At 40.2% G+C, this 23,352-nt stretch carries 16 protein-coding genes and 2 riboswitches; of the genes, 9 read left to right on the top strand and 7 right to left on the bottom strand.

Annotation, left to right across the window (positions count from 1 at the left end):
• Positions 1-10: 10 nt before the first annotated feature.
• Positions 11-1,183 carry a glycine cleavage system aminomethyltransferase GcvT gene (gene gcvT / locus J5X94_RS06975; RefSeq protein ID WP_210540741.1) on the bottom strand — a complete coding sequence of 391 codons (1,173 nt, stop codon included), beginning with the start codon at positions 1,181-1,183 and terminating at the stop codon, positions 11-13.
• A 168-nt stretch (positions 1,184-1,351) separates the two neighbouring features.
• Positions 1,352-1,510, bottom strand: a riboswitch (glycine riboswitch).
• A 54-nt stretch (positions 1,511-1,564) separates the two neighbouring features.
• Positions 1,565-1,736, bottom strand: a riboswitch (glycine riboswitch).
• A 237-nt stretch (positions 1,737-1,973) separates the two neighbouring features.
• Between gcvT and J5X94_RS06970 the strand changes: the two genes are divergently transcribed.
• The 5 genes from J5X94_RS06970 to J5X94_RS06950 all read left to right on the top strand — a co-directional run bounded on the left by J5X94_RS06970 (position 1,974) and on the right by J5X94_RS06950 (position 7,417).
• Positions 1,974-2,294 (top strand): YcgL domain-containing protein, encoded by a 321-nt coding sequence (locus J5X94_RS06970; protein ID WP_010199666.1) that lies wholly within the window; start codon positions 1,974-1,976, stop codon positions 2,292-2,294.
• Between the two features lie 307 nt (positions 2,295-2,601).
• On the top strand, positions 2,602-3,246 hold the full coding sequence (locus tag J5X94_RS06965) for a hypothetical protein (RefSeq protein WP_210540740.1): 645 nt from the start codon (positions 2,602-2,604) through the stop codon (positions 3,244-3,246).
• A 488-nt stretch (positions 3,247-3,734) separates the two neighbouring features.
• Positions 3,735-4,598 (top strand): AAA family ATPase, encoded by an 864-nt coding sequence (locus J5X94_RS06960; protein WP_087813734.1) that lies wholly within the window; start codon positions 3,735-3,737, stop codon positions 4,596-4,598.
• 94 nt (positions 4,599-4,692) lie between these two features.
• On the top strand, positions 4,693-5,916 hold the full coding sequence (locus J5X94_RS06955) for a vWA domain-containing protein (protein ID WP_210540739.1): 1,224 nt from the start codon (positions 4,693-4,695) through the stop codon (positions 5,914-5,916).
• 304 nt (positions 5,917-6,220) lie between these two features.
• Positions 6,221-7,417: a globin domain-containing protein gene (locus tag J5X94_RS06950; protein WP_210540738.1), complete on the top strand. Its 1,197-nt coding sequence runs from the start codon at positions 6,221-6,223 to the stop codon at positions 7,415-7,417.
• Between the two features lie 275 nt (positions 7,418-7,692).
• On the opposite strand, the gene J5X94_RS06945 is transcribed toward J5X94_RS06950, so the two are convergent.
• Complete coding sequence (locus J5X94_RS06945) at positions 7,693-8,514, bottom strand: phosphodiester glycosidase family protein (RefSeq protein ID WP_189584622.1); 822 nt, start codon at positions 8,512-8,514, stop codon at positions 7,693-7,695.
• A gap of 83 nt (positions 8,515-8,597) precedes the next feature.
• Positions 8,598-10,400 carry an FMN-binding glutamate synthase family protein gene (locus J5X94_RS06940; RefSeq protein WP_210540737.1) on the bottom strand — a complete coding sequence of 601 codons (1,803 nt, stop codon included), beginning with the start codon at positions 10,398-10,400 and terminating at the stop codon, positions 8,598-8,600.
• Between the two features lie 303 nt (positions 10,401-10,703).
• Between J5X94_RS06940 and rluF the strand changes: the two genes are divergently transcribed.
• Positions 10,704-11,708, top strand: a complete 1,005-nt coding sequence (gene rluF, locus J5X94_RS06935) for a 23S rRNA pseudouridine(2604) synthase RluF (protein ID WP_210540736.1) — start codon at positions 10,704-10,706, stop codon at positions 11,706-11,708.
• Between the two features lie 101 nt (positions 11,709-11,809).
• Positions 11,810-12,253 (top strand): SRPBCC family protein, encoded by a 444-nt coding sequence (locus tag J5X94_RS06930; RefSeq protein ID WP_210540735.1) that lies wholly within the window; start codon positions 11,810-11,812, stop codon positions 12,251-12,253.
• 75 nt (positions 12,254-12,328) lie between these two features.
• Here the strand turns inward: J5X94_RS06930 and J5X94_RS06925 are convergent, their stop codons facing one another.
• The gene (locus J5X94_RS06925) at positions 12,329-12,640 is read right to left on the bottom strand and encodes a DUF1244 domain-containing protein (protein WP_210540734.1); all 312 of its coding nucleotides are present in this window, start codon (positions 12,638-12,640) and stop codon (positions 12,329-12,331) included.
• Between the two features lie 523 nt (positions 12,641-13,163).
• Here J5X94_RS06925 and J5X94_RS06920 point away from each other — a divergent pair.
• Positions 13,164-14,216: a TRAP transporter substrate-binding protein gene (locus tag J5X94_RS06920; protein WP_210540733.1), complete on the top strand. Its 1,053-nt coding sequence runs from the start codon at positions 13,164-13,166 to the stop codon at positions 14,214-14,216.
• Between the two features lie 556 nt (positions 14,217-14,772).
• Here the strand turns inward: J5X94_RS06920 and J5X94_RS06915 are convergent.
• The 3 genes from J5X94_RS06915 to J5X94_RS06905 all read right to left on the bottom strand — a co-directional run bounded on the left by J5X94_RS06915 (position 14,773) and on the right by J5X94_RS06905 (position 22,505).
• The gene (locus tag J5X94_RS06915) at positions 14,773-18,222 is read right to left on the bottom strand and encodes a tyrosine-type recombinase/integrase (protein WP_194364087.1); all 3,450 of its coding nucleotides are present in this window, start codon (positions 18,220-18,222) and stop codon (positions 14,773-14,775) included.
• Positions 18,223-18,228: 6 nt separating this feature from the next.
• Complete coding sequence (locus tag J5X94_RS06910; RefSeq protein ID WP_210540732.1) at positions 18,229-20,604, bottom strand: hypothetical protein; 2,376 nt, start codon at positions 20,602-20,604, stop codon at positions 18,229-18,231.
• Between the two features lie 1,100 nt (positions 20,605-21,704).
• Entirely contained in the window at positions 21,705-22,505 is an 801-nt protein-coding gene (locus tag J5X94_RS06905) for an alpha/beta fold hydrolase (protein ID WP_210540731.1), read from the bottom strand.
• A gap of 545 nt (positions 22,506-23,050) precedes the next feature.
• On the opposite strand from J5X94_RS06905, the gene J5X94_RS06900 reads away from it, so the two are divergent.
• Positions 23,051-23,245, top strand: a complete 195-nt coding sequence (locus tag J5X94_RS06900) for a type I restriction-modification system subunit M N-terminal domain-containing protein (RefSeq protein WP_210540730.1) — start codon at positions 23,051-23,053, stop codon at positions 23,243-23,245.
• Positions 23,246-23,352: the final 107 nt, after the last annotated feature.

The following is a 23,352-nucleotide window of genomic DNA, read 5'->3' as shown; positions in this document are numbered from 1 at the left end:
TTTATAATGCCTATGAGTCAAACTGCTGCTTGCCATTACGGACAAACGGTAACTTGAGAACGCGTACATCAACGAACTTGCCTTTGCCGCGTAGATCAACTTGGACATTATCATCCTCTGATACGCTGGCAGGAACACGGGCAATCGCAATCGAGTTTTTTAGACTAGGGGAGAATGTACCACTGGTAATAGTGCCAGTCTGCTCATTGTCTGAGCCTTGATTGATGGTGACCGTCATGCCTTCACGCAACACACCGCGCGTCGTCAATAGGAGACCCACTTGCTTCATGGCCGTATTGTCGTCTTTTGACTGCTGGCGTTTGCTAACCAACGCTGCACGACCAACGAAGTCGCGCTCATCTTTTAGCGCGAGCGTCCAGCCCATATTACATTCGTAAGGACTAATGGTTTCGTCCATATCGTGACCATAGAGGTTCATGCCCGCTTCCATACGCAAGGTATCACGAGCGCCAAGACCCGCTGGTTTTACACCGTTGGCTTTTAATAGCTCAAAGAACGCTGGTGCATCATCACCATGCATAATCACTTCGACACCGTCCTCACCAGTGTAACCAGTACGAGCCACGAACCAATCAGCACCTTCGATATCAGTCAAGTCAGCACCGACGAAAGGTTTGAGTTCAGCTAACGTTTCTGCCCAGCTTGGTTTGGCTTGTGCCAGTTTTTCGACCGCATGTGGCCCTTGAACTGCCAGCATAGCAAGCTCTGGACGCTCAGTGATGGTGATGTCAAAACCTTCTGCGACTTTATTGAACTGCGCCATATCTTTATCGCGAGTGGCGGCGTTTGAGACAATACGATATTCGGTTTCATCTGCATTCATAAGATAAACGATCAAATCATCGATAACGCTGCCTTGCTCGTTTAGCATGCCAGAATACAGCGCTTTGCCAGCAGTCTTGAGTTTATTGACATCATTAGCGAGCAGTTTTTGTAGCCATGCCTTAGTGTCAGTGCCTTTAATATCTGCGACAACCATATGTGAGACATCAAACATACCGGCGTCAGTACGTACCGCTTCGTGCTCTTCGATTTGTGAACCATAATGAATCGGCAATTCCCAACCAGAAAAATCCACTAACTTGCCTTCACTATCAACGTGAGACTGGTAAAGGGGCGTGCGTTTAGGGGCTGAGGTATTGGTGTTTTGAGAGTCGGTCATAACAAATCCTTATGTGTACATTAGTCATACTCGGTAGAGTAATGAGCGATGCGCAGTATCATAGTAGCGAGAAGCAACGTTGCAGGGTGCAAGCATTGCAGCCAAGGGTAGCACAGAAAAAAAAGATAAAGCCGCCAGCCAAACAGACGCTGAACGTCAGTTTAAGCAAAAGCCCTATCTGTCCTGTAACCTGAGATTTTCAACACGAACCATCACTGTTAGTTTCTAAAGCATAAGCTTCAAAAAATCAAATCAAATGATGTCGCATTTTCTCCCCTTCGGTGGGTAAGACGTCGTCCGTTCTTACCGCTCTCCAGATTTGTTATGCCCTATGTTTGGATGTGCTACGCGATTGACGGCAGACAGCGAAACAGTCGTGACATGCGTTTTTCAGTCCTTTTACCTGAGCGATTGGCAGGGTGGATGCGCCTTCGGTGGTCGTGTAGCAATTATATACGTCGTATGACCAATGCGGTTTGATACGATATTTTTTATGTTATAACCATATATTATAGTATAACTATGCTCACAAACTCTCTCCTGAAAAACGCTTTTATTATGAAAGGTTCAGGGCGCTTTTACAAGTCATCAACACCATTAAAATGGATAATTTCGGCAAAAGTGTCTGTTTGTGAGGATAATTAGGCACTTCCGCGATAAACCGAGTACCTTTATTGCTGTTTTATCGTCTCAGTCTTAGAGCGGTTGCTTATATCAAAACGTAAAGCAACTACTGAAATTTGGCTAAATTATGCTAACCTACGCCTATAGTTTCTGACAGGTGGTTTTTATGCATTGTGATATTTATAAATTTTCTAAACATGACGGCATGTATGTCTATATTGCCCGCCCTGATTATCCTGATGATACTGACGAGATTAAGGACTGGCTGGGTGTGCTACCAAAAGACTTCCGCGCAAGCTTAGGTCGCAGTAAATTTGTGATGCATCTGGATTTGGCAACCACGCCAACGCTTGCACGTGTTGATAAAGAAGAGGTGCTCGCAAAATTACAGTCGCAAGGGTATTTTGTACAAATGCCACCGCAAGACGTTATGCGCCGCCAAGCGGAATTACGTGCGCGCGAGGCACAAGACAACATTTACGATTGATACGTTTCTTTGAAAAATTTTCTTGATAGCTATCTCTTTGATATGTTAAATGAAAGCCACTAAGAAAAAGTTTACGACACATTTGCGCTCATGCATTTTGATAGAAAGTCATGATAAACTAGCAGGCTATATGAGTGACAAGACAAAAAATACGTGGCGAGGCAAAAGGTCGTGTTTCAAGTGCTTATGTCTTAAGTGCTTTTGACGATAATATATTCGATATTATGGTTCGTTGAAATAGTACACTGTCTATCATTAAGCGCAACAACGCGACGCACAATTTATAAACGCAGGTAACTACACACGCATGGACTGGTTAAAAGGTATTATAAACAGCTTACCGCTGGAAGCCATTAGCGATATTCTCGGTGAGATTGCTATTTGGTGGGGACAGCTGGTAAAAGACGTGCCACCCGCAGACTTACCAATGTATGCGTATCTTGGTGGTGTCGTTATTGTGTTGGTATTGTGGTTGTTGGTCGCTCGTATGCTGCCGCGACCGTTGGGTGGTATGAGTTGGATGATGTTGTTTGCCGTGTTATTGGCACCTGGCACTGCCCTTAGCGACCCAAGTGTGATTGCACCGGCCAGTATTTCTGTGGTCTATGCGATTATGATGAAAGACACAGCTGGCGCGATTACCAACATGTTACCGATATTGGTTGTCTTGGTATCAGGCTTGTTTATTGGCTTTGTTTGGCAGCTTATTCGCGGTGCGTTTGAGTCAAGTCTAGACAAAGCGCGCAGTCGTACCGCAGAAGATACGCAAGCGACCATGCAGCTGACGACGGGCAGTTATTTGACAGAAAACGCGACTTTGATGGATCCGCCTACTGTCGCTGAGCAGTCTAATAAAACGCCTTTAGCGGCTAATCCTAAAGCAGATATTAGCTTAAAAAAAGACAGCAGCTTAGCTAAGCAACCCAATGCTGAAAAGCTTGATAAGCGGTAAAGTGATACCAGAAAACTGATATCAAAATTTTGCTAGAGGCGACCGGGTCTTTGCTTTAGGCTTATGATAAGTACGATCAAAGCCGCTATGAATAAAAGACACTGTTAATAGATAAAAGTATTATGAATAGATAAAAAGTATTATGAATAAAAAAAGACACCATGCGTGTCTTTTTTTATGAAAAAACGTTTTATGACTGCGATGATAAATAGTCAAAAGGCGCTTCCTATATATATTGTTTATTAGCAATTGCGAACGCATGAGTATTTTGGCAATCAATCATGCTGTGCTAATCTAAATGATTATTTATTTGCCATCGATTGCTTTTATACCCTTTATGGCTCTTGATAGCCTTAATCTATAGTCGATTTAATTTAAAAGTAGTACAAGGCAACCGAGTGTAGATGTATATGTAATACTTCAAGCGAGATTAACGCTGTAATACTTTTATAGTGGAATGACTATATAACAATAACTGAGACTTGATTATGACCACGACTGATAAAACAAAGAAAAGCTTTACCGGTACGCAAAACTATATAGCCACTGACGATTTGCAGCTGGCGGTTAACGCAGCGATGACGTTACAAAAGCCGCTCCTGATTAAAGGTGAGCCGGGTACTGGTAAGACGTTACTGGCAGAAGAAGTGGCTGAGAGTTTGGGTATGCCGCTGATTACGTGGCATATCAAATCAACCACCAAGGCTGAGCAAGGTCTGTACGAATATGATGCGGTCTCGCGCTTACGTGATTCGCAGTTGGGTGATGACAAGGTGTATGAGATTGGCAACTATATCAAGCCCGGTAAGCTATGGGAGGCCTTTACCAGTAAAGAGCGTAGTGTGCTATTGATTGATGAAATTGATAAAGCCGATATCGAGTTCCCAAATGACTTGCTACATGAGCTGGACAAAATGTCTTTTTATGTCTATGAGACAGGTGAGACCATTACCGCGGCACAGCGTCCAGTGGTTATCATCACCTCGAACAATGAAAAAGAGCTGCCTGATGCCTTTTTGCGTCGTTGTTTCTTCCATTATATTGACTTCCCAGAAGAAGAGACCATGCGTCAAATCATTGACGTGCATTTCCCTGATATCCAAGAAAAGCTGGTCAATGATGCGCTCGATATTTTTTATAAACTGCGTAATGTTCAAGGGCTTAAAAAGCCGCCATCAACGTCTGAGTTGGTTGATTGGTTAACTTTGCTACTGGCTGATGATATGGCACAAGCAGAGTTGGAAGAAAACTTACGCGGTGAAAAATCTATTCCGCCGTTATATGGTGCGCTGCTCAAAAATGAAGCCGATGTGAGCTTGTTGCAACGCTTTGCTAATATGATGCGTCGTTAAGCAACAGACCATTTGTCATGATTAAAGCTCATGATTGAAGTTAATAAGACGGCTTCATTCGTCACCATATCAGCCAATAAGCGATGCGACTCTTATGTTTATCAAATTGTTCTATACCTTACGTACTTACGGTGTGCCAGTCAGTACGCGCGAGCTGCTTGATCTAAATGCTGCGCTAGATAAAGGGCTGATGATGCACCCGCATCCTGAAGATTCGGCATTGACTACCTTTGCCAGTCGCGAAGATATGTATCGGTTGATTCGATTGTGCATGGTCAAAGACGAGCGCCATTTTGATAAGTTTGATCGGGCAATGGCAGATTATTTCGAAGGTGTCGACAGTCTAGATATGGATGAGCTATTGTCTAAATTGACGGACATTCCTAAAGAGTGGCTTGACTTAAAATTAGACCCAAAAAACCTAACCGAAGAGCAGCGCCGATTGCTGAAAAAGTATGGCTCGTTAGAGGAGCTGATGAAAGCTTTGGAAGAACGCCTTAAAGAGCAAAAAGAGCGTCATCAGGGTGGCAGTAAATGGGTTGGCACTGGCGGTACGTCACCATTTGGTGCCTATGGTGACCATCCAGAAGGGGTGCGCGTCGGCGGTGAGTCACGTAAGCGTAGCGCGGCTAAAGTCTGGGAGCAGCGTAAATATCGCAATCTCGATGACGACAGCCAGCTTGGTACCCGTCAGATTCAGATGGCACTGCGCAACTTGCGCCAGTTTGCTCGTACTGGTAGCGCGGATGAGCTAGACATTCATGAGACTATCAAACGCACCGCTAAAAAAGGCGTGCTCGATATCCATATGCAAGCGGAGCGTCGCAATCGCGTCAAAGTATTGATGCTGTTTGATGTTGGCGGCAGTATGGATATTCATGTCGAAGCTCTAGAAAAGCTGTTTTCGGCGGCCAGAAATGAATTTAAAACCTTAGAGTTTTTTTACTTTCATAACTGTCTGTATGACTATGTCTGGAAGGACAATGATCGTCGCCACAGTGCGCCGATGCCAACGTATGAGCTGCTCAACAAATACGGTCGCGAGTATCGCGTTATCTTCGTCGGTGATGCTTCAATGTCGCCATATGAGCTGATGACAGTAGGCGGTAGCGTAGAGTATATGAATAATGAGGCGGGTATTGTTTGGCTCAAGCGGGTACTTGATCATTTTGATAAAGTCGCTTGGCTCAACCCTGAAGCACCCTCTTATTGGCAATATACGCAAACCATCGTTGAGATCAAAAAATTAGTGGATCATAAGATGTATCCGATGACGTTACATGGTGTAGAAGAGATGACCAATTATTTAGCGCGGTAATTTTGGCGTTTGCACCAACTTATAAAACCTGTTGATTCCCATGTTTTTGGATAATAGCAGCCGTTATGACAGCATAAAGGCTGCTTTTTTGTCAAAGTAAATAGACTTTGTAGCAACATAGCGTTGGTATGCTAAGTAAAGTGTGATAACATTCATTTTAAATGAATGTTATATAATTATTCTGATTGGCTAAGCTGAAAAGCTTGATGACGACTGTAAAAAGCTCCAATCATCATGGCCAGTTTGAGTGTTTTATTTTTCACATCTCCGTTTATCAATGTAGTTAATGACTAAGAGAAATAACATGGCCTCATCAAAAACGTTAGAAATCGTCACCGCAACTGTTCCCGTCCTTGAAGAGCATGGAACGGCAATTACCACGGTATTTTATAAAAACATGTTTGAAGAGCACCCCGAGCTGTTGGACATATTTAACGAAACCAATCAAAAATTGGGCCGTCAACAGACGGCTCTGGCGACGACCGTGTTAGCCGCTGCTAAGCACTTGGATAAATTGGCGACGTTATTGCCACAAGTCACCCAAATCAGCCACAAGCATCGTGCTTTACAAATTTTGCCTGAGCATTATCCTATCGTTGGTAAGCACTTAATCGGTGCAATCAAGGAAGTATTGGGAGAGGCTGCCAATGACGATATCATCGATGCTTGGACAGAAGCTTATGATGAGATTGCCTCAGTATTTATTCAGATTGAACATGGCATGTATGAAGAGGCGATGTGGCAGGATTTTGCGCCTTTTACAGTGACTAAAAAGATAGCAGCCGCTACGGATATTGCTGCTTTTACAGTTGTGCCAGTCAATGATAATGCCGACAGCAATCAAGATATTGACCTGAGCAAATTGACTTTAACCGCGGGTCAGTACATCACGGTGAAAACAGACCCAAAAGACAGTGACCATGTTGCGTTACGTCATTACTCTTTGTATTCCGCTAGTACCGATGCAGGCATTCAGTTTGCAATCAGACGTGACAACCGTAACGAGCATCATGGTTTGGTCTCTAACTATATGCACGACCAATTAGAAGTGGGTGACACGGTTCTATTATCGGCACCATCGGGCGACTTTGCACTCAATCAAGATTTGGTACAGCAAAATGAGATTCCGCTGGTATTGATGAGTGCGGGTGTTGGTGTAACCCCTGTGCTATCTATGTTAGAAGCACAAGTATTAGCCAATCCAAAACGTCCTATTATCTGGGTTTATGCTTGCCAAAGTGAAGCGCATCATGCTTTTAATACCGAAGTAAATAAGCTATTAAAAAAGGCTGAGACTGTAGAAAAGCATGTCTTCTATTTTGAGTCGGGACAATTATTAGATGAGGCATGGCTTGCTACCTTGCCTGAGCCTGCTGATATTTATGTCTGTGGCTCGATGCCATTTATGGAAAGTATGATCGATGGGCTAGTGACGTTAGATCACGGTGTCGATAGTGTCCATTACGAACCGTTTGGTCCCAAGATGAGTCTGGGCGGCTAGTTTTTAGCTATTGACTGTTGCTAGTAATAAAAAAAGCACTTGGATGACAAAGTCGTCTCAAGTGCTTTTTATGCCACATACTATAGTCGATACTAAATAAGATGCATACAGGACACTATGCTGCATGACTGGTACAAATTTTTCGTAGCCTCTGCTGGCGTAGGCACAGCAAGCGAGAAAAATTTGTACCAGCCCTGCTGTATCTCTTTTATATTGACATAACTATATGAGGGCAGGCAGTTGATTAGATATTAACTTTGAAATATAAAGGCAAATTAATCTTTACTTTCAACCAGTCCAATCATCACGCCCATCTCTTTTTTGTCGTGCTTATCAATGCTGGGCGCATATAATGCTGACGCAATCCCGCCATCTAAAAATAGCGCGTTTGGACAGCTTAAGTCATTCTTAAACAACGATGCAAATTGATAAAACGTCACAGGCTCATCACTATTAACAAACTGTATGCTACCGTCGTCACAAATACCTGCGCCATTACGAATCTTGAGTGAGGTGCTATCAGGATTAAATTGCGGGTGTATCTCGTTATCGATGACCAGCATAGGACCTGATTGAGTGGCATACCTAGGCTCTGCCTCATCATTTTTAAGCTGCTCATTTAAAGCATTGCTTTCAGTGATTTGTACTTTACCAGCTTTATCCCACCACAGAACACCATTTGGCAGTAAATGAAAATTGCCGCCACCTTCTTTGGTATTTAACGCGCGAATCTCTTTACCGTCGATGACGGTATAGCCAATCGGTGCATAATTTTCGTTATACATACCTGCATTCATGGCAAAGCTAAGCGATTGATTGCTTGGTAATGTCGCTAATAAATTGTCAAAGGTTAGTAGCGGCTGACTGCTATCGGAGGGCTGCCAAAACAGCTGTAGAGAAGAGCGTTCGCTATTTAACGCATCAGCATCAACACGACAGACGCTGTAAGTAAACGGTGAGTTTTGCGTCTGGCATGACCAAATTCCTGTATTACTATCAGAATCTTGTTTGGTGATGGGCTGGCAAGCACTGACGCTTAACGTAATAAGCGCTGCTGTCAGTAGAGTGTGTGGTAAGGTGAAAACGGAACTTGGCATCAATCATCTGTCTTTTTGATAAAGAGTAAAATATAAACGCTCATGAATGGTGAAATACTCATCACTATTTTTCAATACTATTTTCAGTCATTGCTAGGTGGAAATTCACGAAAAGTATTGTTGACGTTGCCGATTAACTGCCCACCGCCACTGATACTCGCAAAGTTCCCAAGACTCTGTTCCGCTGATGTGGTGGTTTCTCTACCTTTATCTCGTGAGTCTTTATTATAAGCAATGAGGGCATCATCATTAGCTAAGAAGCTATCAGAGTTCGCCATTACCCACATCTGATTGAACACGTCCGCGCGGGCGCTACTATTGAGCAGGGCACCTCTATCAGTAAAATAAAAGAATTTCGATAATAGCTTTATCTGCCCGTCATCGAGACGTCGCGCGATATGATAAGGTTGTAATTGGCTTGGGTGTTGCAAGCCGACCGCACCCACGATACTGGCAAGCGATTTTAGGGTGTTTTTATGGAAGCTTGCAACACGCTCAGCTTTGCTCGGCACATCCAACGCCTTTTGACGATACTGGTCTTGGGTGGCAACGCCAGTCGGGCAAGTGTTGGTATGACACGAGCGTGATTGAATACAGCCAACGGCAAACATAAAGCCACGCGCTGAATTACACCAGTCTGCGCCCAACGCAATCATACGGGCAATATCGAAGCCAGAGACGATTTTACCGCTCACGCCAAGTTTGATTTTATCGCGGATGCCTGCACCGACCAAGGTATTGTGTACCAATAAAAACCCTTCGACCATTGGCATACCAACATTGTCCATAAACTCGACAGGGGCGGCACCCGTACCACCTTCTGCGCCATCGATAACGATAAAATCAGGATAATTGTCCGTCTCTATCATGGCTTTGACGATGGCCATAAACTGCCAAGGTTGACCAATACATAGCTTAAAGCCAACCGGCTTGCCACCAGACAATTCACGCAGCTGCTGCCAAAATGCGACTAATTCACGCGGCGTGCTAAATGCCGTATGCGAAGAGGGTGAAACGCAGTCTTGCCCCATCGGCACTTGACGTGTATCAGCGATTTCTTGAGTGATTTTGCTGGATGGTAAGACGCCACCTTTACCAGGCTTTGCGCCTTGAGATAGCTTAATCTCAATCATTTTTACTTGTGGATCGACGGCTTTTTCGGCAAAGGATTGCGGACTAAAATCACCGTTTTCATCGCGGCAACCAAAGTAACCTGTACCTAGCTCCCAAATCAAATCGCCACCGAACTTGCGATGATAAGGACTGATGGCACCTTCACCGGTGTCATGGGTAAAGCCGCCTATTTTCGCGCCTTGATTAAGCGCCATGATAGCGTTTGCTGATAGACTGCCGAAACTCATCGCCGAGATATTAAATACCGACATATCATGCGGCTGCTGACAACGCTCACCGCCTACCATAATGCGAAAGTCTTGGTTTTCTAAAGGCTGGCTGATGGCGGATTGTAAAAACCATTCTTTACCATGGGTGTAGAGATTGTCTAGTGTGCCAAAAGCATTGGTATCACTAACGTTCTTGGCACGTTGATAAACCAAGGCACGCTGCTGGCGTGAAAACGGTACTTGCTCTTTATCGTTTTCTAACAAATACTGACGAATCTCAGGGCGGAAGTCTTCAAGTACGTAGCGGATATGCCCAGCCACTGGATAGTTTCTCAAGATGGCATGCTTTGACTGTATAACGTCATAAATCCCCAAACATACCCCAAACCCGCCAAGAATAATCAGCCACCAATTCATCAATAATAGCCCTGCTAAAAACAGCAAGACAGCAGCGGCAAAAGTGCTGTAACGTAACAGCACACCGACTAAATAAGGTGAGTTGGTTTTGGGTTCAGGGTTTAGATTGGTACGAGATTGGGGCATAACGAGGCTCAATAGTAATGGTTAAATATAGTATAGATAAGATGCTCAAATTTATCGTGTATATCATACGCCAATAATATCATGGCTTAATGATTATTGAGTAACGGTGTGCTAACGTTGGCTGTATTGAGTCAGCCGCTTCGATTTATACGATTCTGGATATGTTTATAGGTTCTTACCCATCTCTCCTCAAAGGGACATTGAATTTCCTATATAATGTGAGCTATTTCGTTGTTGACGATCCATTCAATTTAGGCTTTTTTCTTAGTAAAAAAGGCTTCTTATCAGGTAAAACGGTGCTTTATGTTTAACGCTTCCTCGACTCGTTTAAATAAATACATCAGCGAAAGCGGCATTTGCTCTAGGCGCGACGCTGACCGCTTTATTGAGCAAGGTAATGTGTACGTCAATGGCAAGCGTGCTCAAGTAGGCGCGCAAGTGGTTGCTGGAGATGCGGTAAAAGTTAACGGGCAGTTGATTGAGCCACGAGAGCCCGATGACTTTGTTTTTATTGTCTTGAATAAGCCAGTGGGCATTGTGAGCACCACAGAAAGCTCCGAGAAAAATAATATTGTCGATTTTGTGCGACATAGTTTGCGTATTTTCCCGATTGGACGTTTGGACAAAGATTCCCAAGGGTTAATCTTTTTGACCAATAATGGCGATCTGGTCAATAAGGTGCTACGTGCTGGTAATAACCATGAAAAAGAGTATCTGGTCACGGTCAATAAGCCGTTAACCGATAGTGTTATTGAGGGTTTGGCAGGCGGTGTGCCGATGCTTGGCAAAATGACGAAAAAATGCCCAGTAACTAAAGTAGCGCCCAACGTATTCAACATCACGTTAGTTCAAGGTCTAAACCGTCAAATTCGCCGTATGTGTGAGCATTTTGGCTATGAAGTCGTGAAGCTTGAGCGTACGCGGATTATGAATGTCAGTCTTAAGGGTACGCCCGTTGGAGACTGGCGAGACTTAACCCCAAAAGAGTTGTCTGTTTTACTTAAATCTGTAGAAGACTCTTCTTCGCAAGACAGTAAACCGGCTAAGAAATCTCGTAATGCACCACGAAAAAACCCTCGTGCCGATGACTCGTCAAAAGCAAAGTCGTCTTCAAAACCAACGGGTGCGGCAAAGGGAAATAAAAAATACTCCAAGGATGATGCTAGAAAACCAGCGGGTTCTAAAGGTAGGGATGGGCGTCCTGCTGGTCGTGGTAAGCCGTCAGGGGGTAATGGTAAGTCTGGAGGCAATGGCAAACCTGCGACAAATGGCAGGCGTCCTTCAAAAGGCCGAGGGTCTAAGCGGTAGTAGTTTCGCGATCATAAGTTTTTGACGTGCGACTGCTTTATTCATGTTTTAAATGTCAGTAAGCTAAATAATTTCAACTTTGATCTTAACGGGATAATATTATGTTTAAAATAAAAGTAGAACGCATTGTCAAAAAACCGATTGATGAGGTGTTTGAAGCACTGAGTGACCATGCCAGTTATGGCTCATTTAAAGCTGTGGGGGTTGCTAAGCTAGTGGCTGAAGGTGACGAGGAGCGCAATGGCGTTGGGGCTTTACGTAGCATTCAAACGGGACCTGTTAAGTTTTGGGAGCGAATTACGGCGTTTGAGCGTCCTACTCATATGCAATACCAAATCGAAAAAGCTAGACCTATAAAAATGCAACATGATAAAGGCATCATTGATTTAAAAGACTTGGGCGATGGCACCACACATGTGACTTGGGTATCTGAGGGTCGATTGACGGTACCATTGCCATTAATCGGTCGCCTATTTGACCGTCAAATGCAGAAACAAGGAACCATAGGGTTTAGCAGCATACTCAAATCTATAGAAAGCCGCTAATCTAGCGGCAATGTTGGGTTTTTTGATATAACTATCTAGTGGTGGCTTATTTTATTTGAGCTATCACTGTTAGTTTTAATCCGATTTTTTCTTAGCAGCTTCAATCTCGTTAAAACGTGCTAACTGCTCTGGCGTTGCTTTCTGTTGATACTTTTCTTTCCACTTAGCATAAGGCATCCCATAAATAAGCTCGCGCGCATCCTCGTATTCGATTTCAATACCACGCTCTTCACCAGCAGCTTTATACCATTTGGATAAACAGTTACGACAAAAGTCGGCAAGGTTCATCAGTTCGATATTTTGTACATCTTTACGCTCGTCTAAATGAGCTAGTAAGCGACGAAATGCCGCTGCTTCTAATTCGATGTTTGATTCTAATTTTGCCATGATATTTTCCTAATTGTAATTGAATCGTTTCAAAACTGAGATGATACTAACGATGTAAATATTGCGCAACCTGTCATGATCTATATTAAAAAAGTCTATCCGTAAACTTGGCAAACTTATTATAGTAGGGTTTACCAGTTTAAAATATTTTATATCCTAATATTAAACCACGCTTCATTCCTATCTGCTCGTTGGTCAATCGTGAGCTAAGTTTCTTCTTTGAATTCATGAATATTTTTTTTGTAGTCTCTGTCTGCATATGTACGGCAAACAAGGAAATTTTTTTGCCAGTCATGCATCGTAATGTCATATACCCATTTTACTTAGTATCGGCTATATCATCACTTCTAGATAATCGTCGTTAAATGATTTGACTGTTATCATTTTAGCTGTTAATTTTAAGTAGCGTTTTGAATGTTAATTAGCGTTTAATTTAAAGTGCTTATGTCTATTGAGGCAGATTAATTAAGTCTTAATATCAATCAAATGTCAAAAAAATAATTGCTATCAAAAGGAATTGATAATGAAATTAGCACCTTTTTTTTCGATAGGTGCACTAGCAGCTATTAGCCTTTTTGGTTGTTCTGACCAATCTGATAACAGTAGCGAAGTTGCCTCAAATCAAGAAGTTACCGTTCTACGTTTCTCCCATTTTTATCCCGCCACTGCTGATGTTAATAAAGAAATCTTTGAGCCATGGGCCAAAAAAATTGGAGAAGATTCTAATGGTCGTCTTAAGGTTGAGGTATATCCATCGGCAACACTCAGTAAAGCAGATACCGCTTATGAATCCACAGTAAAGGGAACGATTGACATCGGTTCTCAAGTACAGGGTTATACTAGTGGTCGCTTTCCACTGACCCAGATTGCAGAGCTTCCCGGTTTGTCTAATTCATCAACACAGACAGGTTGTATGCTGCAAACCCTTTATGAAAATGGCACTATATCTAGCGAATATGAAGATTCACATCTCCTTTTTATGTTCGCTACCGGCCCTGGTACATTACATAGTGCTGATAAGCTTATTCGAACTCCCGAAGATATGAAAGGGATGCGTATCCGCAGGCCATCTGCTGTAGCAGGTGATATTATCGAAAGTATGGGTGCCTCTCCTGTGGGTTTACCTGCCAATGATATATATACGTCTCTACAGCGCGGTGTGGTTGATGGATTGAGCTTTCCATGGGAGGCGATCACAACTTTCAAGCTTGATGAGTTAACCAAATATCATACCAATATCCCATTTTATAGTTCTGCTCTGATGATGACTATGAATAAAGATAAATATGAAAGTTTGCCTGATGATTTAAAAAAGGTCATTGATGATAACTCAGGTATGGCTCTTACTAAGAAAGTTGGTGAGATGTGGGATAGAACTGATTTATTAGGTTTGCAAGCTGCTAAAGATAGAGGTGATGAGATCATTGATATTCCAGATCCACTTAATGATCCAGATTGGAAAGGACCTCTGCTAAAAGGAACACAAAAATACTTAGACGATGTAAGCGCATTAGGACTCGATGCTGAAAGTGTCTATGAAAAAGCAAAAGCTGCTAGTGTGGCCTGTAAGGTCTAATTATTTTTTAATATTAGGACGTGTCATCAAGTCTTGTACAAACCCTGAAAATTGGACAAAAAAAAGCCTCACTACCTATTTAAGGAGTGAGGCTTTTAGTGCTTTTTCAAGCCATATTTGGAGCGGGAAAAGAGATTCGAACTCTCGACCCCAACCTTGGCAATGTTGACCACTCGATTTTTATTGAGATATGCAATACTACATTAACCTGCATATCTTTATATATAAGGTCTTCAAGATAGATAATAAATTATACCTTTAGGGGTGGATTAAGTAAACGTATTTTTTAATCTGAACATGGTCACCCTAATATTAGGGTCTTTTGACCACTTACCCCTACTCGATGGGTAAGCGAAATCTACTGCAATATTAGTTATATTTGATGACTTGATTAGTATTTTCCCTAAGAAGCAGTGAATCTTTGATTTTTTACTTGCCGTTTCTGGCCTTAAATGCATCGAGATATATTTAAATGATCATTATTATGCAAATGCATGTCCGTCCAATTGAGTATCATATGGCTGTATATCTACCGTATTTTCTTATGGAATATTTATCAGACTTCATCATCCACTATCATAAAAAGGTGTACTAAAAACTTTAGCAAGCCAGAAAATTCTTTACCATTTGATGCCTGTTCGTTAGTAATACAAATGCCAAATCTGATAGTGCTAGAGTTATAAGGCTTGAAAATAATTTTTGAGGTCTCTGGTTTTTTATCAGTAGTTCTATAGATATCGTTAAGAGCCGCTTTTACATGTTTATTACCTGCAATCATCCACGACTGTGCAGGTAAAAGCCTCACACTGATCTGTGCAAACCTTAGAAATTCTTCTATATCTTTTACTGGAAATGAAAGATAAGCATTATTAATAGTGATTTTTTGTCTAACTATCTGTAGAAACCACAGGTAATCTGCATGTTGCTGATCACGTAAGCTCCAAACTGACTTTAATATGAATGGTAGCAGCTCATAACTTTCTCTACTTTTAATACTCTTTGGTTGTCGTTGATCAGTTGTTTCAATGAAGCGACACTTCCCCTGGCTAGTAGTAATATGGGCTATTTGCTCAGCGCGTTTGGCAAATATCTGCCCATCTTCTAACTTTATAAATGAATGGTTTGACGATAGTTTGATATCGCCACTTTCCTCTAGCAGCTGTAAGAATTTGATTAGTTGATTGATGCCATAGCGGTGAACTCTATCATCTGCCATGTTAGTAGTGAACACATCACTTTCCTTGAACCGATCAGCAATATCAATAGCAAGATTCACTGGAATATCTCGACTTTGATTTAAGGTTAGTTTTTTTGTCAACTTGCGAGTATCGGAGATAGATATCTTGTTATTGATAATTGGAATACTATTGGACTTGAGCCTGTCTTTACTAATATCAGTAATATTTTTAAAGATAACGTAATCTAATTGCATTTCTGTATTGGCAATAGCGTATGTAGTCATAAGCATTGCTGAATGAATATAATACTCAAAGCTTCGGTTAGGAGACACATGCCCAGCTATTCCTGAAATGGCATACCATTTATCTTGAGCATCATGATTAACTCCCAACAGCCCAATTTTGATCTTGGCAATATGTTGATCACTGTAACCAGTTAATGTTTTCACAAGCTGATCGTCAGCATTCAAAATCAGTGATAAATTGGTAATTGCTGTATGTCTAAATGCGTGAAATGTATGGTCCTTTGCTTCGAGTAAGCTCAATATTTTTCTCAGTACTGCAAGAGGTTCTGCATCATCAATTGGGTATTTATCGTATGAAGGACTAAATATATAATCTGTTTTGTTGAGCTTATTTAGTTGTACGTATCGATTAAAGAAATTCAGTTCCTCATCAGATAGTAATGAAAAGGCTGCTACTCGGCGAATACTACCTTGAGTTTTTGTGCTGCGGTAAATATTTGGACGAATAACTAGCGACGGTTCGCCAAGGGTGAATCCCTCAATATCTGCATACCTCAATCCAAGCAATTCTTTCTTCCGCATGCCTGTACGATATGCTAGAACAAACAGTAGCTTGTACATATCTACTTCGAGTGGATCAACAAGCTTTGGTATGTTTAATAGGATTGCTTGATACGCTAGTGGTGAAATCCATTCGCTACGTACCACTCTTTGTGTTTGAGCTTCTTTAATACTTACTTTAGGGAAATGATAGTACTTAACCCCTATGTCATGTAGACGCTGCAGCAGCTTTGCTGAATATTGAATGTCTTTGTTATTACGATAGACAGCTTTATGCTCTAAAATCTCTTCGTAGCATTCTTCAAAATCCTCACTACTATAAGTATTTAAAGGCTGTCCTGATAGGAAATAAAGCCATTCATAAGCTACCGAGCTCAAATAGCCTTGAATAGTTTCTTTTTTGGGACGAGGCGTTGCATTAGATCTAGATAATACAAACTTTATTAAAATATTTTCAGCAATATCACGTTCTTCATTTAACATGTTCGTTAAAGAGTAGTTGATATCATATTCGTTGTCTTTGATTCTTTCTTTTTGTTGACGAGTGCTGTAATGATTGTCTAATTCTTTATAAATACGTTTAACGATATCTATCTTGCGGACTTCGGCCAGCTCAGCATACCTTACGGTATTTTTGCTGACTTTGGATAGAGGTGCCTCGACTGATAAAGATGGTTTGTTAGTTTTATACTCTTTATTTATCAAGGTGGAAAAATCATCTGTGAGTAGACCTGTGGTTTTACGCTTGCCTTGTGCAACTCCTATTAGTGCTTGATCAACAAAGACATTGGGCATCATTTCCCAATGATAACTTGCATGACTTAGCCACCATGGTAGAGAAGGAACCTTGTTTTTAGATACTTGCAAAACCTCACTTAAATGATTCCTTAGTAATCTTTCAATATCTGTGCTTGTCCTAACCTTGAAAATATCGTTAAATTTTCTACATCGGTACAACCAGCATTGGCTGATGACGTCTAGAGAGACTTGCTGAGTAATGTATAAAGAACTCTTTTTTACATTAGGAGACTCCACTCTTTCATTACCATAATTTTTTGTAGGGTAACGTACAGAAACAATGACATGATGATCATTGAAAGCAGTTAAGACTGGTTGATCTAACAGAGTATTGACTAAAGCAGCCAGTAGTTCTTTATCGTTAATTCCGCCAAAAGCTATTAGTGAAAACACAAGCGACGCTAAGGACTGATTTTGATCTTTACTTGCCGCCGCCCAGTCTGCCATCACTGCTTTAGTTATTTCATTAAAAAGTTTGCCATTTTTTACCCAGTTTTCATCAATTGAGAGTGGATTTTCCTTTACTAGAACAGGCTCGCTAGGTAAGGGGTAGTGATACTCTGATTGCATATAAAACGTGTTGTAGTAGCTAACAAATTTAGTCAAAACCTCCCAAGCATAGCGAAATTGAGCCATTGAAGTATAAATTTTAGAACAGACTTGATGTATCAGTTTTTTTGCTTGTTTTAAAAAACCTTCGAAGTACTGTTCATCAAGTGGGTATGTGATTAATGCTAATTGCTCTAAATAATCAGCATAATCTACTTCCCATTGCTTTAGTTTATTATCATCAGTTGGCTTGGGGTGTCTTTCTAGGTAGATCTTTTTGTATTTCTCTGTTGAAAGTATCTTGTAGTCGTAAAATTTTTTATCTACGTTCGTTTGATTGACTAGATCTTGAAAGTGTTGGAACGCTTGTTTTTGGATGTCGTCCCATAAAGTTTGAAATATATTCAGCAATTCATACTTTTGATAAAAGCATATTGATACGTCACTTTGATTTACGCTCAATATGCTTTTATCGCCTTTTCGTTCGGTAAACCCAGCAATGATTTTAGGTGGAAAAATATCTTTATTTATGATTGACGGATTAATGGGCTGTTTTGTTATATCACGAGTCCTACCTTTTTTCTTAGGTTTAGGTCTCTTAGTTTGATGCGGCTTTGCTAATTCTTTGCGCGACCTGTGGCTGTCGTTATTTGATTTATTTTTTAATGGCTTCATTTGCTATCACATTCTTAAATTCATTTGTTGTGCGATCTTCTCTAAAGTATCACGCACTCGCCAGATTTGTTGCTTGTTTACTGATGAGAATTGACCCAATGCCTCTTGTCGGTTTTTCTCATGACCAATCACTGTGTTGATCAAGATCATTGAGACGTTAAGTTTTTCAAGTTGGGTACGTAAGAAGTGCCGTGTCCAATAAGAGTCCTCAAAAGGCATGTAATCTGATAATAATTTTGAGATATGGCTTCGCTTAATTTTAATAAGTTCATCGTAACTATCTGATAGCATATTAAGCAGGGTTAACTCATCTTTTTCTTGTGTAATCTGATGAATAAGTTTATCGACCTTGGCAGTCGCATAAGGCTGATAATCGATAAGAAATAATTGGTATTGTTTTAAAATTGCCAAAAGAGTAGGGCACAATGGGATTAGCCGATGGTTTTTGGCCACCTTATTAGGTTTATCTGCAACTTCATACCAACCTACCTCTAAGTCAATATCTTTAACATTAGTCAGTCCATTATTTGGACGAGTACCAGTCAGCAAACAAAATTGGATCCAAATGAGAGCGCTATACCTGTTGAAGTGCTCCTCTCTATTGTCGTCATCATCAACCCACCCCGATAAATTCTGTAAAAAAATATTGACGTATTCTAATGTCAATGCAAACCCAGAGCCGGTAGTAAAATCTGTTCGGGTGCTGGGCTGGTTAATAAAACTATCGTCTAATTGATTGTCATAGTTAAGTAGCTCTATCGCTTGATGATAATGCTTAATAAGAAATTCGTTACTATGACTGCTGTAGTAGGTAGAAGGTGCAAGAGAGGCTGGTATTCGACAAATCAGATCGGCAATATGTTGATTACTACCATGAATATATCTGTGTAAAATAATATGTAAAGCGGTTTCAATACGTACTACTGATAGATAAGGCAGATCTATCTCTTCTTTTATAGTGTGGATATATTCTAGAATGTCCTCTTTATTTGGTAAGTTTCTTGCATGAGAAAGAAATTTTATTAACCCCATTGGCATAGGTAGGCGGATGATGCTTTTTTGATTTTCATGAATACTTTCATCATAACCCTGCTTACGATCAGTGATTTGTAGCTGATACTGCAAATATGCAGTATTTTCTAAAACAGTGAATAACCCAGAATCTGCAATGAAACCAGTTGTTATCAAAAACTCTACAGGAACAGCTGTCATCATTGATAAAAGTAAGATTAAAGAGGCTTTATTGTGTTTATAGTCGTGTCGATGTGAATCTATCGCTAATCTGCCAAAAACCTGTTTTAAGCCTGCTACAGAAAGCGTTCTGACATTAGAGTTAAGCTCTAACTCTCGCTGACTAATATAGCTGTGATGAACGTTTTTCTCTATTCTTTGTAAGGGTTGCATGTAACGAACTTTCTTATCAGGTAAATCTAAACTGACAATTAGTGGACGTTCTAAGGTATCCATGTACTCTTCAATATTTCTAGGTTTTCTGGAGTTTGGTGAATACAGTTCATAATCAAAATTTAATATTGCAGGATACTGATAGTATAAATGTGGCGCATCGCTTTCAATATCATATTTATTTTGATTCCAATAACTATTCCCTACCCAAGTTGAACCATCCACAAAATCAGCTAACTGTTCGGTGGCTTCGCTTTTAAAAGGATCTAAATATTTATCTTTCTTTTTACGCTGGCGAGTAATTTTCTTATTAGGATAGTAGGCTTGCTCAAAGCATTTAACAATCGCATCAAGCTGTTTAAATTTCGTACTGCGAAATTTGACTGTTGCTTCACTTTCCTCAGTGTTTGTTAGTAGCTCTTTTCGTACTTCTTGTTCGTACGCTACTATTCTCAATTGTCCTACAAAGAATAAATAGATGAAGTCTACTGTATTTGATAACCCTTCTAGATCGTCAAGTTTTGGTAATATCTCCCAAATCCATCGATTGTTCTTAGAGTTGGAAAATACGGGTAATTTGAATCGGTTAATTATATTCTTTAAATGCGTCTTTGCTTTTTTGTGATGTGATAATAATAAATACGTGTGAATGGATATGCACAACCATATTATTTCTTTGTGCTCATCATCACTTAAGTTAGCTAACAAGAAAAGTGGTTGTAGAATCGGAGGTAATGCATTAAGCGTCTTTTTACCGACTTCTTCTTGAAAAAGTAAACCATTTTTTATAGCTATTAATTGCTGTATTAAAGGTGGCGATCGTCGTTGAATGCTTAAATTAATTGAAGTGGCAATTTCCTTTAGTGAGGCTATCCAGTCCTCACTGTAGTTATATTCATCTTCAACGCTTAAAAAATCAACTTGTTCAATAAGCTGGTCATTAGTCAATAGAACGATTTGACTACCATCATCAGGCATTATATTTCTCGCTATTTTTTGACTTATTTCGTGCGTTATCGTATGTCTTTTCATGGATATTCATGTGTCTGCAAAATAGCAAGATAGAGTAGCTATTGATATTAAACAAATACTGACATTGTTCTGTGGTCAAAATCTTTATCAAATCTTTATGTACTCTATAATAATTTAGATTTTCTTGGCTACGAATGGCTCTATTGATAAAGTTAATAAGTTCATAAAAAATAGTTTCCAGCCTATGAAATTCAGGGAATTCGTTGTTGTTAACGTAGATGCAATGTAATTGCTTATCTGTAGCTTGCTGTATGTGTCTCTTACAAAAGGTTGCTAAAATATAGTTATTTAAGAAGATGAAGTTTTTGTCTATGATTGTAACAAATGTAGTAGCTGCTAGTGCTCTTTCAATCTCTATCTCAAGAAAATCATCTTCTAGTTTTGATAAGATCTCATAAGTTAGAATGTAAAGTTGTTTAAACTCGTCATGGTAAGTAATAAACTGCTCTGAGATATAACTGAGTGAGTATTGTTTTAATTTCACTTTATAATCCATTATTTGGTAATGCTTCAAGATACACACCCAGTAATTAGCGCAAGGGTACGGTATAAGTAAGTTTTTATAATTAAAGTCTTTAAAATTTAATAGTCAATGTATCTCTTTCAAAAAGGCTTCCAGCATAAGCGTGGCAACTTCATACATATTGGAGCAGATAAAGTTAAATAGTGACTAGAGTAATTAGATAGCACATGTCTCATATGTTTAAGCTGAGATTCATATTGACTGCGTAACGTTACAGCATAAAAAACTGAGTCATCTTTGTGATTGCAAAAAAATAATGCATAAATACTATCCGGAAAAATAAGCTTATTTCTAATTGAGCTATGCTGAAGAAACCGTAGAGTTCAACTTGTTAAACTAACGACTCGATGAGGAGTTTATCATGACTAAGAAAAGCAGAACATATAGTGCAGCTTTCAGAGCTAAAGCTGTCAAACAATAATAAGAAATGGTATATAGTACTTACTTCTTATTATTGTTCTGTACTTATAGAAACACTGAATCAAAACCTAGAAGCCTTACCGATTAAGCATGATTGATAGCATTATGAGTGGGCTGAAATAAAATCTGCAATATATCTATTAACGACTTCTGGTTGCTCAAGCGCTACCGAGTGTCCTGCTTTTGGAATTACGAACATCTGGCCATTCGCTAATGTTTTAGTAATATTTTCTGACAGAGGTACTTCATACTCATGATCCTGTTCGCCTGCCAATACTAGCGTAGGTACTTTGCACCCTTTAAGCTCATCCAATATGCCAGTGCGATGAATAACGCCATTAGCACTGCGCGCGATGTCCGGTCCTAGTTTTAGCATATAATCACGCCAGTACTCACGCTCACTTGCTCGAGTGTCGTCTGCTAAATAGTCGTCGCCAAACATGATGTACATGAGCGTATCGATAAATGGCTCAGTACCTTGCGCACCTAAGCCTTCAACCAAAGGCGAAAAATCGGCCAGTTTGTATTCAAGCTCTCCGCTAGACCCAAGTACAATACAACCCTTTAGCAAATCTGGGCGGCGAGCGGCTAAACGTAGCGCAATAAACCCGCCCATAGAATTGCCAGCAAAAAAGCAAGGTTCTAGATCGAGTTCCTCAATTAATGCTATAGCATCGTTGGTATGAGTATCCATATCAATGCTTTTCAATTCTGATCGGGCACTTTGCCCTTGATCCCGATCATCATAGCTCACAATTCTAATGGTTTTAGATAGATGTTGTATTTGATGCGCGAACATTTTATGATCAAAAAACAGCGAGTGACTTAGTACTAACACTGGAGCGTTTTTAGGACCTTCATCGTTATAAAACAGGGTAGTTCCATTCACGTTAATATCTGGCATGATCTTTTCCTTGTGTAAACACTGTTGATCTTTATGACTCTTATAATGAACAGAGCATGATATTTACCTTAATCCTTTTATCAGAATTCCTGAGGCATTGAAAGCGATGAATTGTGAGCGTATCGGTTGCTAGATAGTTTATTAATACGATAATTTTTAGCTCTCAGATATGCGTGCAGATACTTAACATTATAGTGCTGTTTGATTTCAATATAAGTTGATTTGACAGTATGAAACGCCCCAGGCTTTTCATATTCTCTCAGAATACTCGAAGTGGGAATAGAATGCAGAAGAGTTTTAGCTATAAAATGCCAAGACAAGTGTGGTTTGATTATTATCGTCAGGCTACGTAACTAAAATCTCCCAAGTTTAACTGTACGGATTTGACGGCAGGGGTCACATCACCTCAAAAATTAGTTGGTAGATAAGCTTGCTTAAAAGCATAATCTCGCTAAAATTGTTATCATCAAGTAAATCCCTTTCTTTTATGGTTAATCATTCATTCGTTGCATGATTGAATATCAAAAGATAGAAAACCTTAAGACATGGCAAAAACAACCACTAAAAAGAACGATAAAAAAGAAGTTCGCTTTGAAAAGTCCTTAAGGGATGCAACCAATAAACTACGTGGTAGCGTTGAGTCATTAGAATATAAGCACATCGTCTTAAGTCTTATCTTCTTAAAGTTTATCAGTGATACTTTCGAGAAGCGCAAGCATGAGCTGATAGAAACAGGCTAAGAGAAGTACATTGACTTGGTGCAGGCATACACCAAAGAGAACGTGTTTTATTTGCCAGAATATCGATCGTGATGAGGTATATACAGAGATATTCTACTAGGCTGAGC

The sequence above is a fragment of the Psychrobacter sp. K31L genome, from assembly GCF_017942195.1.
GTDB classification, from domain to species: Bacteria; Pseudomonadota; Gammaproteobacteria; order Pseudomonadales; family Moraxellaceae; genus Psychrobacter; species Psychrobacter glaciei.
This window is presented reverse-complemented; position numbering and strand designations above follow the sequence as displayed.